Consider the following 14,367-nt stretch of genomic DNA (forward strand, 5'->3'; position numbering starts at 1 on the left):
CCCGGCGTCCGCCACGCGAGACGGCGTCATCGGCTGTTCATCCCAGCGCCTTCTTCGCCCTGGCCACCCGTTCCATCGTGTGCGCCGACTCGCCGCCCTCGTGCCCGTTGTACGGATACACCCTGATGTCCTTCTCTCCCGCGTAATGGTTGTACGCGGCGAACACCGTGGACGGCGGCGTCACCCCGTCCTGCAGCCCCACCGAGAACAGCGCGGGCGTGGCGGACCTGACGGCGAAGTTGACCCCGTCGAAGTACGACAGCGTCTCGAAGACCCGCTCCACCCGGTCCTTGAACGCCCGGCAGTAGGCGGCGATCTCGGCGTAGGGAGGTTCGGCGGTGATCTGGGTGGCGTGCCGGATGTGGCACATGAACGGCACGTCCACCAGCGCGCAGGCCAGGCCGGGCGCCAGCGCGGAGACGGCCAGCGCGATGGCCCCGCCCTGGCTGGCGCCCGCGACCGCGACCGCCCCGATCCGGGGGTGCGCCCTGGCGGCCTCGACCGCGCGCACGGCGTCGGTGTAGAGCCGCCGGTAGTAGTAGTCGTCCGGGTCCTCGATGCCGCCGGTCATGACGCCGGGGGTCTGCGGCCCGGTGCCGGGGTACGGGTCGGCGGTGTCGCCGCGCCGCCACCCGCCCGCGCCCTGTCCCCTGCTGTCCATGGCGAGCACGGCGTAGCCGAAGCCGGGCCAGGTCAGCCAGTCGACGGGCAGGCCGCGCCCGCCGCCGTACCCCTGGTACTCGACCACGCACGGCACCGGCCCCGAGACGTGCCGGGGCAGCAGCAGCCAGCCCTTGATCGGATGCCCGCCGAAGCCGGCGAAGGTGACGTCGAACACGTCGGCCACGGTCAGGTCGCCCGGCACGGGGGTGAAGCGGGCGGCCAGGTCGTGGGCGCGGGCCTCGGCGAGCGTGCGCTCCCAGAACGCGTCGAACCCGGCCGGTTCGGCGCGCTCGGGCAGGTACTCGCGCAGTTGCGGAAGGGGCAGGTCGACGAACACGCGGCGCTCCTCAGGCCGGGGGGACACATCTGGTGGATGTTCCCACACCCCGCAGAACCCGTCACCGACCGTCTCACCCACCGCGACCGGCCGGAGCCGGTGGAAACGACGCTGCCCGCCGCACCTTGCGGCGCGGCGGGCAGCTCAGGGTCGATCAGCGGGCCGCGCGGCCGGTCGCCGGACCGGCCGTGGCCCTTCGCGGGTCAGCGCTCGAAGCGGCGGCCCGAGTTGCGGCGGAAACCGCCGTTGCCGCGCTCCTCGGTGCGCCCGCCGCCCCCGCCGGAGCGGTAGCCGTCACGCGGCGCGCGCTCGTCGGTGCGGAAGGTGCCGCGGTCGCGGTCGGCCGAGAACGGCCGGCCACGGTCGGAGGCGTAGCGCGGGGCCCGGTCGTCGGGGCGGAACCCGGCGCCGCGCTGGCCGCGGTCGTCCTGGCGCAGCGGGCGGTCGTCGGCGCGGTAGCCGCCCCGGCCCCGGTTGTCCCGCCGGCGGTCGTCGCTGAACGTGCGCGGCTCCTGCGTGCGGCCGAACGGCCGCTCGCCCTCGCCGTGCCGGCGCGGACGGCGGTCCTCGGCCGCCCCGGCGGCGAACGGCCGGTCACCGTCCTCGTGACGGCGCGGACGGCGCTCGTCGCCCGAGCCGAACGAGCGCTCGCCGTCCTCGTGGCGGCGCGGACGGCGGTCACCGTCGAAGTCGCGGCGGCCACGGCGGCCACGGCGCTCGGAGACGCCGCCCTCGCGGCGCGGGCGCAGCGGCTTGCGGACGTCGGGCTCCCACACGGGGATGGCCTCGCCGCTGGGCACGCGGGCGCCGGTCACCTCGGCCACCCGGGGGTGGCCGGGAGTGGCCTTCAGCCGGTACGGATGGATGCCGGCGCGGCGGGTGAGGGCGTCGGTCGAGCGGCGCTCGTTGGGCAGCACCAGCGTGACGACCGTGCCCTTCTCCCCCGCGCGGGCCGTGCGGCCGCCGCGGTGCAGGTAGCTCTTGTGGTCCTGGGGCGGGTCCACGTGCAGCACCAGGCTGATGTTGTCGACGTGGATGCCGCGCGCCGCGACGTCGGTGCAGACCAGCACGTTGATGGAGCCCTCACGGAACTCCGACAGGATGCGGGTGCGCTGGTTCTGGCGCTTGCCGCCGTGCAGGCCACCCGACTTGACGCCGACCCGGGCCAGCTGCTTGCACAGCCGGTCCACGCCGTGCTGGGTGCGGACGAAGATGATCGTACGGCCCTCGCGGTTGGCGATCTCGGCGATGACGTCGAACTTGTCGTCGCGCGTGACCTGCATCACGTGGTGCTCCATGGTGTCGACCGGCGAGGTCGCCGGGGCCACGGAGTGCGTGATCGGGTTCTTGAGGAAGCGCTGCACCAGCTTGTCGACGTCGCCGTCGAGCGTGGCGGAGAACAGCAGCCGCTGCCCGTCGGAGGGGGTCTGCGCGAGCAGGTCGGTGACGACCGGGAAGAAGCCGAGGTCGCACATGTGGTCGGCCTCGTCGAGCACGCTGACCTCGATGTCGCCGAGCGAGCACTCGCCCTGCCTGATCAGGTCGCCGAGGCGGCCCGGGGTGGCGATGACGACGTCGACGCCGCGGCGCAGCGCCTCGATCTGCTTGCCCATGGACATGCCGCCGACGATGACCTTCATGCGCAGGCCCAGGCCGCGCCCGAGGGGCTCGAGGGCGTCGTGCACCTGGAGCGCGAGCTCACGGGTGGGCACCAGGATCATCGCGCGGGGGCGTCCCGGCGCGGGCCGCACACCGGCGATGCGCGCCATGGTGGGCAGGCCGAAGGCCAGGGTCTTGCCGGAGCCGGTCTGGCCGCGGCCGAGGACGTCGTTGCCCGCGAGCACGTCGGGGATCGTCGCGCTCTGGATGGGGAACGGGCTGTCGAAGCCCAGCTTGGCCAGCCCGTTGACGAGCGGCTTGGGCAGGCCCAGCAGCTCGAACTCGGACGGGCCCTGCTCAGCGGGGGTCTCGGCAGAGATGTCGCCGAGCGTGGGCATGACAGCGTCAAGCATGGTCACGAAAGTCGTGCCTTTCCGTCGAAGTGGCGCGTCACTTCTGCGAAAGGACGAGCCGGGATGTACGGCGCCATGCCGTACGAGGTTCATAGGGCACCCGCCGTCATGGGGGCGGGGTGAAGAAGAGGGGGGACACACCGGGTGCACCGGCCGCAGGCGATGCGAGACGCGCGATGAGACGTCGGGTGTACCTCTTTACCAACGCCGGGGATGGTATCGGATATTCCCCGGCCCAGGATCCGGACTTTCCGGAATCCACGATCGGCACACTGAAACGGCTGACGCTTTACGCCAGCCGTAACAGCAGCAAAGATCAGACGTTGAAGCCTAGCATACGAAGCTGCTCGCGGCCCTCGTCGGTGATCTTGTCAGGGCCCCACGGCGGCAGCCAGACCCAGTTGATCTTCACGTCGGAGACCATGCCGTCGAGCGCCGAGTGCGCCTGGTCCTCGATGACGTCGGTCAGCGGGCAGGCCGCGCTGGTCAGCGTCATGTCGATGGTGGCCACGGGCCGGCCGCCGTCGGACGGGTCGAGGTTGAGCCCGTAGACCAGGCCCAGGTCCACGACGTTGATGCCGAGCTCGGGGTCGACGACGTCCTTGAGCGCCTCCATGACCTCCTCGACGGTCGTGTCACCGTCGAATCCGGTCGGGGTCTCCGTCGGCTTGCTCATTGGGCACTCCTCACCACAGCGTCCTTGTAGGCCATCCACGAGAGCAACGCGCACTTGACGCGCGCGGGGAACTTGGCCACGCCCGCGAACGCCACCGCGTCGCCGAGGACCTCCTCGTCGGCCTCGACCTGTCCCCTGCCCTGCATCAGCCGGGTGAACTCGTCGACCACCGAGAGCGTCTCCTCGACCGTCGAGCCGGTGGCCAGCTCGTGCAGCACGGAGGCGGCGGCCTGGCTGATCGAGCAGCCCTGGCCCTCGTAGGAGACGTCCAGGATCTTGCCGGCGTCGCCCACCTTGACCCTGAGCGTGATCTCGTCGCCGCACGTCGGGTTCACGTGGTGAACCTCGGCGTCGTACGGCTCGCGCAGCCCCCGCCCCTGCGGGTGCTTGTAGTGTTCCAGGATCAGCTCCTGGTACATCGACTCGCCGATCATGGCTATGCGAACACCTTCTGAACGTGATGCAGGCCGCGCACCAGGGCATCGATCTCGCCCGTGGTGGTGTACAGGTAGAACGACGCCCGCGTGGTCGCGGGTATTCCGAACCGCAGGTGCAGCGGTCGCGCGCAGTGGTGCCCGACGCGCACGGCGACCCCGAACCGGTCGTCGAGGATCTGCCCGACGTCGTGCGGGTGGATGCCCTCCAGCGTGAACGACACCGTGCCCCCGCGCTGCTCCAGCGTCTCGGGCCCGATGACGCGCAGCCCGGGCACCTCGCGCAGCGCCTCCAGCGCGTAGGCCGTCAGCGTGCGCTCGTGCGCCTCGATGGCGTCGAGGCCGATCTCGGCGAGGTAGTCGACCGCCGCGCCGAGCCCGATGGCCTCGACGATCGGCGGCGTGCCCGCCTCGAACTTGTGCGGGATCGGCGCGTAGGTCGAGCGGTCCATCCAGACCGCCTCGATCATCTCGCCGCCGCCCAGGAACGGGGGCATGGCCTCCAGCAGCCCGGCCCGCCCCCACAGCACGCCGATGCCCGAGGGGCCGACCATCTTGTGGCCGGTGAAGGCCACGAAGTCGGCGCCCAGCGCGCTCACGTCGACCGGGTGGTGCGGCACGGACTGGGAGGCGTCGAGCGCGATCAGCGCGCCGACCTCGTGCGCCCGCGCGGCCACCGCGGCCACCGGGTTGACGGTGCCCAGGACGTTGGACTGGTGGGCGATCGAGACGATCTTCGTCCGCTCGCTGATCACGTCCGGGTCGTAGTCGAGCCGGCCCTCGTCGGTGACGCCGAACCACTTCAGCGTCGCCCCGGTGCGCTGCGCGAGCAGCTGCCACGGCACGATGTTGGAGTGGTGCTCCATCTCGGAGATGACGATCTCGTCACCGGGGCCGATCGTGAAGCGCGGGTCGGTGTTGGCCGGGTTGCCGAAGGAGTAGGCCAGCAGGTTGAGCGCCTCGGAGGCGTTCTTGGTGAAGATCACCTCGTCGCGCGACGGCGCCCCGATGAAGCCCGCGACCTTGTCGCGGGCGCCTTCGAAGGCGTCGGTCGACTCCGCGCCGAGCACGTGCATGGCGCGCCCGACGTTGCTGTAGTGCAGGGCCAGGTGCTCGCGCATGGTCTCGATGACCTGGTTGGGCTTCTGTGAGGAGTTGCCCGAGTCGAGATAGACGAGCGGTCGCCCGTCGGGCAGCTCGCGGGAGAAGACCGGGAAGTCCTTCCTGATCTTCTCCACATCGAAGCTGTTCGAAGTCATGCAGATGCCTTCGTGTACTGCTCGTAGCCCTCGGCCTCGAGCTTCTCGGCCAGTTCGGGCCCGCCCTGCTCGACGATCCGGCCGGCCGCGAACACGTGCACGAAGTCCGGCTTCACGTAGCGCAGGATGCGGGTGTAGTGGGTGATCAGCAGCACGCCGGTCTCGCCGGAGGCGCGGAAGCGGTTGATGCCCTCCGACACCACGCGCAGGGCGTCGACGTCGAGGCCGGAGTCGGTCTCGTCGAGCACCGCGATCTTCGGCTTGAGCAGCTCCATCTGGAGGATCTCGTGGCGCTTCTTCTCGCCGCCGGAGAAACCCTCGTTCAGGTTGCGCTGGGCGAAGGCGGGGTCGATGGACAGCGCGTCCATGCCGCCCTTGAGGTCCTTGGCGAACTCGCGCAGCTTGGGCGCCTCGCCGCGGACCGCGGTGACGGCCGAGCGCAGGAAGTTGGAGACCGAGACGCCGGGGACCTCGACCGGGTACTGCATCGCCAGGAACAGGCCGGCGCGGGCCCGCTCGTCGACGGACAGCTCCAGCAGGTCCACACCGTCGAGCAGCACCTGGCCGCCGGTGATCGTGTATTTGGGGTGGCCGGCGATCGCGTAGGCGAGCGTCGACTTGCCCGAGCCGTTCGGGCCCATGATGGCGTGGGTCTGCCCGGCCTTCACGGTCAGGTTGACGCCGCGCAGGATTTCCTTGTCCTCGACGGCGACCTGGAGGTCACGGATCTCAAGGGTGGACATGTTGCTCAGGACTCCTTCGAGAGCGAGACGAGGACGTCATCGCCGTCGATCTTGACTGTGTAGACGTTCACGGGTTGGGTCGCGGGCGGTCCGGTGGGCTTGCCGCTGCGGATGTCGAAACACGAGCCGTGCAGCCAGCACTCCAGGGTGCCGTCGTAGACCTCTCCCTCACTGAGCTTGACCTCGGCGTGGGAGCAGACGTCGTGCAGGGCGAAGACGTCTTCGCCCTTGCGGACCAGCGCCACCGGCGTCTCGTCCGGCCCGACCTCGATGCCGATGACACCCCCGTCGGGGATGTCCTCGACCTTGCACACCTTCTCGAACGCACTCATCGTGCGAGCTCCGCCTCTACGGCGCTCATGATCCGCTCGCGGATCTCCTCGATCTGGATCTTCTCGATGAGCTGGCCGAGGAAGCCGCGCACGACCAGGCGGCGGGCCTCGTCGTAGGGGATGCCGCGGGCCTGGAGGTAGAAGATGTGCTCGTCGTCGAGGCGGCCGGAGGCGGAGGCGTGCCCCGCTCCCGCGACCTCGCCGGTGAGGATCTCCAGGTTGGGCACCGAGTCGGCGCGGGCGCCGTCGGTGAGGATGAGGTTGCGGTTGAGCTCGTAGGTGTCGGTGCCCTCGGCCTCGACCCTGATGATCACGTCGCCGATCCAGACGGCGTGCGCGTCCTCGCCCTGGAGGGCGCCGCGGTAGTCGACGTTGCTCTTGCAGTTGGGCTGCGAGTGGTCGACCAGCAGGCGGTGCTCCAGGTGCTGCCCGGCGTCCACGAAGTAGACGCCCGACATGTCGGCGTCGCCGCCCGGCGCGGTGTAGGCGACGCTGGGCGACAGGCGTACGAGGTCGCCGCCGAGCGTCACCACGAAGCTGCGGAACGTCGCGTCCTTGGCGAGCTGCGCGTGGTGGTGGGAGACGTGGACCGCGTCGTCCGCCCAGTCCTGCACGCTGACGACCTTGAGGTTGGCGCCCTCGCCGACGACGAATTCGATGTTGTCGGCGTAGACGGCGCTGCCCTTGTGGTCGAGCACGAGCACGGCCTCGGCCAGCGGCTCCACCTTGACCACGATGTGGCCGTAGGAGGCGCCGTCGCCCGAGCCGGTCAGCGTCAGCACGGTGGGCTTGGACGTGACGGCCTCGCGCGGCACCGTGATGACGGTGGCCTTCTCGAAGGTGTTCCACGCCTGGGCGCTCACCCGGTCGGTCGGCACGAACGACTTGCCCACCCGGGCGTCGTCGCGGCCGACCGTCTCGACGGTGACCTCCGGGGCGGCGTCCACGTCCACGCGGACGTGGCCGACCGCCTCGGCCTTGCCGTTGTGCAGGCCCTTCAGCCGCGACAGCGGCGTGAAGCGCCACGCCTCCTCGCGCCCGGTCGGGACCTCGAAGTCGGCCAGGTCGAAGGACGACTTCTCGTGCAGGGTCGACAGGGGCTTCTCGTTCAGGCCCATCAGCCGACGGCTCCTTCCATCTGCAACTCGATCAGCCGGTTGAGCTCGAGCGCGTATTCCATGGGCAGCTCACGCGCGATCGGCTCCACGAAGCCGCGCACGATCATCGCCATCGCCTCGTCCTCGTCCAGCCCACGGCTCATCAGGTAGAAGAGCTGGTCCTCGCTGACCTTGGAGACCGTGGCCTCGTGGCCCATCGAGACGTCGTCCTCGCGGACGTCGACGTAGGGGTAGGTGTCGGAGCGGCTGATCTGGTCGACCAGCAGGGCGTCGCACTTGACGGTGCTGGCGCTGCCGTGGGCGCCCTCCTCGATCTGCACCAGACCGCGGTAGGAGGTGCGGCCGCCGCCGCGCGCCACCGACTTGGAGATGACGCTGGAGCTGGTGTTGGGCGCCAGGTGCACCATCTTGGAGCCGGCGTCCTGGTGCTGGCCCTCGCCGGCGAACGCGACGCTCAGCGTCTCGCCCTTGGCGTGCTCGCCCATCAGGTAGACGGCCGGGTATTTCATCGTGACCTTGGAGCCGATGTTGCCGTCGATCCACTCCATGGTCGCGCCCTCGTAGGCGACGGCGCGCTTGGTGACCAGGTTGTAGACGTTGTTCGACCAGTTCTGGATGGTCGTGTAACGGCAGCGGGCGTTCTTCTTCACGATGATCTCGACGACCGCGCTGTGCAGCGAGTCGGAGGAGTAGATCGGCGCGGTGCAGCCCTCGACGTAGTGGACGTAGCTGTTCTCGTCCACGATGATCAGGGTCCGCTCGAACTGGCCCATGTTCTCGGTGTTGATCCGGAAGTAGGCCTGCAGCGGGATCTCGACCTCGACGTTCGGCGGCACGTAGATGAACGAGCCACCGGACCACACGGCGGTGTTGAGCGCGGCGAACTTGTTGTCGCCCACCGGGATCACCGAGCCGAAGTACTCCTTGAAGAGCTCCTCGTGCTCGCGCAGGCCCGTGTCGGTGTCGACGAAGATGACACCCTTCTCCTCGAGGTCCTCACGGATCTTGTGATAGACGACCTCGGATTCGTACTGGGCCGCGACGCCGGCGATGAGGCGCTGCTTCTCCGCCTCGGGGATGCCGAGCTTGTCGTAGGTGTTCTTGATGTCCTCGGGCAGCTCGTCCCAGGAAGCGGCCTGCTTCTCGGTCGAGCGCACGAAGTACTTGATGTTGTCGAAGTCGATGCCGGTGAGGTCGGAGCCCCACGTCGGCAGCGGCTTCCTGTCAAACAGGCGGAGGCCCTTCAGGCGAAGGTCGAGCATCCACTCCGGCTCGCTCTTGAGCGCGGAGATGTTGCGGACGACCTCCTCGGACAGGCCTCGCTTGGCCGCCGCACCCGCGGCATCCGGGTCGGCCCAGCCGAACTTGTAATTCCCGAGGCCTTCCAGCTCCGGGCGGTCGGTGACAGTCACCTTCCGGTCTCCTTGCTCTTGTCTCTGTGTGCGGGATCGGCCAGCGACTGCGGCGTCACGTGCGTCGTGCACACGCCGTCGCCGTGCGCGATCGTGGCCAGGCGCTGCACCGGCGTGCCGAGCAGCTGCGCGAACGCCTCCGTCTCGGCCTCACACAGCTGCGGGAACTCCGCCGCCGCGTGGGCCACCGGGCAGTGATGCTGGCAGAGCTGGTCGCCGCCCGACTTGGCCTTGGTGGCCGAGGCGGCATACCCCTCTGCCGACAGCGCCTGCGCCAGCACCTGCACGCGCTGGTCCGCGGGCACCGTCGCCATGACCGGCCCCAGCCGCGCCAGCAGGCTCGACACCTGCTCGCGGGCGAAGTCGGACACGGCCTCTTGCCCCATGCGCTCGGCCAGGTAGCGCAGCGCGCTGCCGGCCAGATCGTCATAGGCGTGCTCGAAAGCACTGCGCCCCGCGTCGGTGATCGCGAACAGCTTGGCCGGCCGCCCGCGCCCGCGCTGTCCGCGCGGGCGGACCGTGCGAGGCTCGATCATCCCGTCGGCCAGCAGCGCGTCGAGATGACGCCGGACGGCGGCGGGCGTGAGCCCGAGCCGCTCCCCGAGAGCCGCGGCCGTGACGGGACCATGCTCCAGAATCAGCCTGGCGACGCGGGCACGGGTGCCGCGCTCACCACCTGGCTCCATCAAGGGCATGTTTTTCACAACATCAGTGTGCCGTAATTCCTTCCCGGTTCACAAACGGATCTGAGCAGGGCCGGGAATGGAATTTGTCACGCAGGGTAGCCTTACCTAACCTCGGCCCCTGCCCAGGACCGTGAACGTCAGGGCGGAGCAGAGGAAGAGCCCGAGCATGACACAGGCCATGGGCACCGCGGTCCCGGTTCCGGCAAGTCCGACCAGCGGGGCCGCGGCGGCGCCGAGCGCGAACTGCAGCACGCCCGTCAGCGCCGAGGCGCTCCCGGCGACCTGCGCGGGCTGGGAGCCCAGCGCCAGCGCGCCGGTGCCGGGCAGCACCAGGCCCTGGCCCAGCATGATGACGACCAGCCCGGCCACGATGCCCCACAGGCCCATCCCGGTCAGCGCGGCGGCCATGAGCAGGGCCGCGCCGGCCATGCCGATGACGAGCCCGATGCGCACGAGCAGGACCGGCCGCACGCGTCCCGACAGCCGGCCGCCGATCTGGGCGGTGACGGTCAGGGCGAGGGCGTTGACGCCGAAGATGAGGGAGTACTGCTGGGGCGAGGCGCCGTACACCTCCTGGAGCACGAACGGCGAGCCCGAGATGTAGCCGAACATGGCCGCGAACGCCAGCCCGCCGGTCAGGGCGAAGCCCATGAACGAGCGGTCGCGCAGGAGCTGCCAGAACGTGCGCGCGGTGTGCTTGAGCCCGCCGCTCTCGCGCTTGTCGGCCGGCAGCGTCTCGCGCACGCCCGGCAGCACGGCCAGCAGCAGCACGAACCCCGCGACGCTGAGCGCCACGAAGACGCCCCGCCAGGACGTGAACGCCAGCAGCTGCGCCCCCGCGATCGGGGCCAGGATCGGCGCCAGGCCGCTGACCAGCATCAGCGTGGCGAAGATGCGGGCGATGGCGGCGCCGTCGTACAGGTCGCGCACGACGGCCCGCACGATGACCAGCGCCGCGCCGCCCAGCACGCCCTGCAGCAGGCGGAAGGCGATGAGCATCGGCACCGAGGGCGCGAACGCGCACAGCAGCGAGGCGAGCATGAACCCGGCCACGCCGACGATGAGCGGCATCCGCCTGCCCCGCACGTCGCTGAGCGGCCCGGCGATGATCTGGCCGACCGACACGCCGATGAGACAGGCCGTCAGGGTGAGCTGGACCTGCGCCTCGCCGCTGAGCATCTCGGCGGTGATGGCGGGCAGGGCGGGGAGGTACATGTCGATGGACAGCGGCCCGATCGCCGAGAGGGCGCCGAGGATGAGCAGCAGCAGCCCCCGGCTCCTCTGGCTCGGCTGGACGGCGTGCGATCGGACGGCGGCGGACGTGGCGGCTTCTGCCACGGACATGCGTTGACCCCTCTCCCTCGTCGGCGGCGGCCCACGAGGGCCGAGGAATCAAACCCGGTTCCGGTCCTCCTAATTCCCGGTTATCAGATATTTCGCAACCTTTCGTGAAACATCCTGGCGAGCCCGCGGACCGGCCCGGACGCGGACACGGTTCACCCGCGGCCCGGACCCCCTGCCGGAGTCCCTAAACTCGTGGCCATGGATTCCCCAGCCGTCGAGATCGTCGACCTGGTCAAACGCTACGGCGGCACCACCGCCGTCGACGGCCTCTCCTTCCGCGCCGGGCGCGGCGCCGTCACCGCGGTCCTCGGTCCCAACGGCGCGGGCAAGACCTCCACGGTGGAGATCTGCGAGGGGTTCCGCAAGGCCGACGGCGGCACCGTCAAGGTCCTGGGCCTGGCGCCCGCGCGGCCCGAGCTGCGCGCGCGGGTCGGCGTCATGCTCCAGGCGGGCGGCGTGCCGCCGGCGATGCGCTGCGCCGAGTGGCTGCGCCTGGTCTCGCGCTTCTACGCCCGCCCCCTCGACGCGGGCGCGCTGCTGGAGCGGCTGGGGCTGACCGGCCACGCGCGCACCCCCTACCGGCGGCTGTCGGGCGGGCAGCAGCAGCGGCTGTCGCTGGCGGCGGCCGTCATCGGCCGGCCCGAGCTGGTCTTCCTCGACGAGCCGACGGCCGGCCTCGACCCGCAGGCCCGGCACGCCTGCTGGGACCTGGTGGGCGAGCTGCGCGCGGCGGGCGTGTCGGTGGTGCTGACCACGCACCACATGGACGAGGCCGAGCGGCTGGCCGACCACGTCGTCATCATCGACAGGGGGCGGGTGGTGTCGGAGGGCAGCCCGGCCTCGCTGACCGGGGCCGAGCGGCAGCTCCGCTTCCGGGCGCGGCCGGGGCTGGCGCTGGAGGAGCTGCTCAACGCGCTGCCGGTGGGCAGCGCGGCCAAGGAGTCGCCGGCCGGCCACTACATCATCGAGGGCCAGGTGGGGCCCGAGCTGCTGGCCACGGTGACGGCCTGGTGCGCGGCCGAGGGCGTCACGGCCGACGACCTGCGCATCGAGCGCCGCACCCTCGAAGACGTCTTCCTCGAACTGACCGGCAGGGAGCTGCGATGAGCGTCCCTGCGCCGCCTCGAACCGACCGGCGGAAGGTCGCGACGACCGCGCCGGGCCCGACCTTCCTGGAGCCGCGATGACCGCGCTCGATCTCACCCCGGCTCCCGGCGCGGCGCCGTTCCCGCGGATGGTGCTGGCGCAGGCGGGCGCGGAGATCCGCGCGATGCTGCGCAACGGCGAGCAGCTCCTGCTGACCCTGATCATCCCGGTGCTGCTGCTGACCGGTTTCTCGCTCGCGCCGCTGATCGACGTCGGCGCCGGGCCGCGGGTCGACTTCCTGACGCCCGGCGTGCTGGCGCTGGCGGTGATGTCCACCGCCTTCACCGGGCAGGCCATCGCGACCGGCTTCGAGCGCCGGTACGGCGTGCTGAAGCGGCTGGGCGCGACCCCGCTGACCAGAGGCGGCCTCATGATGGCCAAGACGGCGGCGGTCGTGGGCGTGGAGGTCATCCAGGCCGCGGTCATCGTGGCCGTCGGGCTGGCGCTGGGCTGGCGGCCGCAGGGGTCGTTCCTGAGCGCGGCGGTGCTGATCGTGCTGGGCACCGCGGCCTTCAGCGGGCTGGGGCTGCTCATGGCGGGCACGTTGCGCGCCGAGGCCACGCTGGCCGGCGCCAACCTGGTCTACCTGGTGCTGCTGGGGGCGGGCGGGGTGGTGTTCCCGCTGACGAAGTTCCCGGAGAGCGTGCGTCCCGTGCTGGAGGCGCTGCCCATCTCGGCGCTGACCGGCGGGCTGCGCGCGGTGCTCGCCGAGGGCGCGGCGCTGCCCCTGGTCCCGGTGGCCGTGCTGGCCGCCTGGGCGGTGCTGTCGCTGGCGCTGGTCTCGCGCACGTTCCGCTGGGAGTGAGCGCCGCTCCCCGTCATGAGCGAGCGCCGCTCCCCGTCATGAGCGAGCGCCACTCCCGGTCATGAGCGAGCGCCGCTCCCCGTCGTGAGTGAGCGCCACGCCCGCCCCGCGCCGTCGGGCCGGTCCCTGACGACCGGATCCGTCCTGTCCGATCATTCAGGCCGGGGCGCGGGACGGGCGGGGCGGAGGGCGCCGTAGCGGCGCCGGGTGATCGCCGCCACCGCCGTCAGCGGGATCGCGGCCGCCGCCGCCAGGCCGAACAGCAGGCCGTAGCGGCCCTGCTCGGCCAGGAGCCCGGCGGCCCACGAGGCGGCGGCGCTGCCCACGAACAGGGCGCAGGCGAAGAAGGCGATCGTGGTCCCCCTGGCCTCGGGCACGACCGAGGTGGCCCAGGTCTGCAGCGAGGAGTGCAGGAACGACCACCCGCCGCCCAGCAGCAGCGCGGTGATGGCCACGGTGGGCACGCTGACGTGCACGGTGACGACGGCGAACCCGGCGCAGAGCTGCGCGCCGCCCACGACCATCAGCACGGGCGCGGGCCAGCGGCCGGACAGCAGCTTGACGAGCCGGGAGAAGGCCCACAGGCCCAGCCCGTACGCGGTGATGGCCAGCCCCGCCACGGCCGCGGCCAGCCCGGCGTGCTGCAGCGCGGTGGCCAGGAACGGCATGGTGCCGAGCATGATCGCCCCTTCGGTGAACGCCAGCCCGAACACCAGCAGCGCCCACCGGTGCCCGAGCACCGCGCCCAGGTGGCCCAGCAGGCCGCCGCCGGTCCCCTCCTCGCGGGCCGGCTCGGGCAGCGCGCGCAGCGACAGCGCGCAGGCCAGGGCGCAGGCGGCGGGCACGGTGAAGGCCACCCGCCAGTCCACCAGGCCCGCGACCACCCCGCCCAGGCCCGTGGCCAGGGCCGTGCCGAGCGCGGCGGCGGCCATGAGGTCGGTCAGCGCGCGCTGGCGTACGGAGGAGTGCACGGTGTCGCCCACGTACGTCAGGCCCGTCGGGATCACCGCGCCGAAGCAGGCGCCCGTCACCACCCTGGCCAGCACGAGCGCCGCGAGCACGGGCATCAGCGCCGACGCCGCGCCCGCCAGCGCCGCCCCGGAAAGCGCCCAGCGCATCACCCGCACCCGCCCGAACCGGTCGGACAGCAGGCCCCACAGCGGCTGTGTCAGCCCGTACGCCAGGTAGTAGCCGCTGGCGACCGCCACGGAGGCCGACAGCGGCACGCCCAGGTCCTCGGCGATGAGCACGAGCATCGGGCTCACCGCGAAGCGGTCGAAGCTGCTGACGAACGAGGACACCGACAGGGCGAGCGGCGGGCGGGTGAGGCTCACGGGCGGCGCGGGGGCGTTCATCGTTCCATGATTCATTTATCCCGGCAAAAGGGCCAGTTGGCAGCG

At 71.4% G+C, this 14,367-nt stretch carries 14 protein-coding genes; 2 read left to right on the plus strand and 12 right to left on the minus strand.

Translation table 11 applies throughout. The features are described from left to right. Nucleotides 1–37: 37 nt before the first annotated feature. The 11 genes from IO39_RS25910 to IO39_RS25960 form a co-directional block, all read right to left on the minus strand. Nucleotides 38–1,000: an acetylxylan esterase gene (locus tag IO39_RS25910; RefSeq protein WP_043628106.1), complete on the minus strand. Its 963-nt coding sequence runs from the start codon at nt 998–1,000 to the stop codon at nt 38–40. Between the two features lie 203 nt (nt 1,001–1,203). Beyond that, complete coding sequence (locus IO39_RS25915) at nt 1,204–3,012, minus strand: DEAD/DEAH box helicase (RefSeq protein WP_157548898.1); 1,809 nt, start codon at nt 3,010–3,012, stop codon at nt 1,204–1,206. A 316-nt stretch (nt 3,013–3,328) separates the two neighbouring features. After that, nucleotides 3,329–3,688: a metal-sulfur cluster assembly factor gene (locus tag IO39_RS25920; RefSeq protein ID WP_043628108.1), complete on the minus strand. Its 360-nt coding sequence runs from the start codon at nt 3,686–3,688 to the stop codon at nt 3,329–3,331. Then, nucleotides 3,685–4,122, minus strand: a complete 438-nt coding sequence (gene sufU / locus IO39_RS25925; protein WP_043628109.1) for a Fe-S cluster assembly sulfur transfer protein SufU — start codon at nt 4,120–4,122, stop codon at nt 3,685–3,687. Before sufU ends, IO39_RS25920 begins: the two co-directional genes overlap by 4 nt. Nucleotides 4,123–4,124: 2 nt before the next feature. Further along, nucleotides 4,125–5,381, minus strand: a complete 1,257-nt coding sequence (locus tag IO39_RS25930) for a cysteine desulfurase (RefSeq protein WP_052423374.1) — start codon at nt 5,379–5,381, stop codon at nt 4,125–4,127. Beyond that, nucleotides 5,378–6,124 (minus strand): Fe-S cluster assembly ATPase SufC, encoded by a 747-nt coding sequence (gene sufC / locus IO39_RS25935; protein WP_043628113.1) that lies wholly within the window; start codon nt 6,122–6,124, stop codon nt 5,378–5,380. Before sufC ends, IO39_RS25930 begins: the two co-directional genes overlap by 4 nt. Nucleotides 6,125–6,129: 5 nt before the next feature. Beyond that, complete coding sequence (locus IO39_RS25940; protein ID WP_043628115.1) at nt 6,130–6,456, minus strand: non-heme iron oxygenase ferredoxin subunit; 327 nt, start codon at nt 6,454–6,456, stop codon at nt 6,130–6,132. Then, nucleotides 6,453–7,574 (minus strand): Fe-S cluster assembly protein SufD, encoded by a 1,122-nt coding sequence (gene sufD, locus IO39_RS25945; RefSeq protein ID WP_043628117.1) that lies wholly within the window; start codon nt 7,572–7,574, stop codon nt 6,453–6,455. The genes IO39_RS25940 and sufD overlap by 4 nt, the downstream gene beginning before the upstream one ends. Continuing rightward, nucleotides 7,574–9,058 (minus strand): Fe-S cluster assembly protein SufB, encoded by a 1,485-nt coding sequence (gene sufB / locus IO39_RS25950; RefSeq protein ID WP_439331484.1) that lies wholly within the window; start codon nt 9,056–9,058, stop codon nt 7,574–7,576. The genes sufD and sufB overlap by 1 nt, the downstream gene beginning before the upstream one ends. Further along, on the minus strand, nt 8,983–9,681 hold the full coding sequence (locus IO39_RS25955) for a helix-turn-helix transcriptional regulator (RefSeq protein ID WP_043628121.1): 699 nt from the start codon (nt 9,679–9,681) through the stop codon (nt 8,983–8,985). The genes sufB and IO39_RS25955 overlap by 76 nt, the downstream gene beginning before the upstream one ends. Nucleotides 9,682–9,777: 96 nt before the next feature. Further along, complete coding sequence (locus IO39_RS25960) at nt 9,778–11,016, minus strand: multidrug effflux MFS transporter (RefSeq protein WP_043628123.1); 1,239 nt, start codon at nt 11,014–11,016, stop codon at nt 9,778–9,780. A gap of 198 nt (nt 11,017–11,214) precedes the next feature. On the opposite strand from IO39_RS25960, the gene IO39_RS25965 reads away from it, so the two are divergent. Both IO39_RS25965 and IO39_RS25970 read left to right on the plus strand, forming a co-directional pair. Continuing rightward, a complete protein-coding gene (locus IO39_RS25965) occupies nt 11,215–12,123 on the plus strand; it encodes an ABC transporter ATP-binding protein (protein WP_043628364.1) in 909 nt (302 codons plus the stop codon). A gap of 76 nt (nt 12,124–12,199) precedes the next feature. Continuing rightward, on the plus strand, nt 12,200–12,967 hold the full coding sequence (locus IO39_RS25970; RefSeq protein WP_043628124.1) for an ABC transporter permease: 768 nt from the start codon (nt 12,200–12,202) through the stop codon (nt 12,965–12,967). A 152-nt stretch (nt 12,968–13,119) separates the two neighbouring features. Here IO39_RS25970 and IO39_RS25975 read toward each other — a convergent pair whose 3' ends face one another. After that, nucleotides 13,120–14,322 (minus strand): MFS transporter, encoded by a 1,203-nt coding sequence (locus IO39_RS25975; protein ID WP_084773499.1) that lies wholly within the window; start codon nt 14,320–14,322, stop codon nt 13,120–13,122. Nucleotides 14,323–14,367 lie beyond the last annotated feature (45 nt).

Origin of the sequence: Nonomuraea candida (assembly GCF_000725485.1) — a bacterium.
GTDB lineage: Bacteria > Actinomycetota > Actinomycetes > Streptosporangiales > Streptosporangiaceae > Nonomuraea > Nonomuraea candida.

Excerpts from the sequence above, each read along its gene's own strand:
- sufD (WP_043628117.1), bottom strand. The coding sequence starts at position 7,574 with ATGGGCCTGAACGAGAAGCCCCTGTCGACCCTGCACGAGAAGTCGTCC.
- IO39_RS25915 (WP_157548898.1), bottom strand. The coding sequence starts at position 3,012 with ATGCTTGACGCTGTCATGCCCACGCTCGGCGACATCTCTGCCGAGACC.
- IO39_RS25930 (WP_052423374.1), bottom strand. The coding sequence starts at position 5,381 with ATGACTTCGAACAGCTTCGATGTGGAGAAGATCAGGAAGGACTTCCCG.
- IO39_RS25940 (WP_043628115.1), bottom strand. The coding sequence starts at position 6,456 with ATGAGTGCGTTCGAGAAGGTGTGCAAGGTCGAGGACATCCCCGACGGG.
- sufC (WP_043628113.1), bottom strand. The coding sequence starts at position 6,124 with ATGTCCACCCTTGAGATCCGTGACCTCCAGGTCGCCGTCGAGGACAAG.
- sufU (WP_043628109.1), bottom strand. The coding sequence starts at position 4,122 with ATGATCGGCGAGTCGATGTACCAGGAGCTGATCCTGGAACACTACAAG.
- IO39_RS25965 (WP_043628364.1), top strand. The coding sequence starts at position 11,215 with ATGGATTCCCCAGCCGTCGAGATCGTCGACCTGGTCAAACGCTACGGC.
- IO39_RS25920 (WP_043628108.1), bottom strand. The coding sequence starts at position 3,688 with ATGAGCAAGCCGACGGAGACCCCGACCGGATTCGACGGTGACACGACC.
- IO39_RS25955 (WP_043628121.1), bottom strand. The coding sequence starts at position 9,681 with ATGCCCTTGATGGAGCCAGGTGGTGAGCGCGGCACCCGTGCCCGCGTC.
- IO39_RS25975 (WP_084773499.1), bottom strand. The coding sequence starts at position 14,322 with ATGAACGCCCCCGCGCCGCCCGTGAGCCTCACCCGCCCGCCGCTCGCC.
- IO39_RS25960 (WP_043628123.1), bottom strand. The coding sequence starts at position 11,016 with ATGTCCGTGGCAGAAGCCGCCACGTCCGCCGCCGTCCGATCGCACGCC.
- IO39_RS25970 (WP_043628124.1), top strand. The coding sequence starts at position 12,200 with ATGACCGCGCTCGATCTCACCCCGGCTCCCGGCGCGGCGCCGTTCCCG.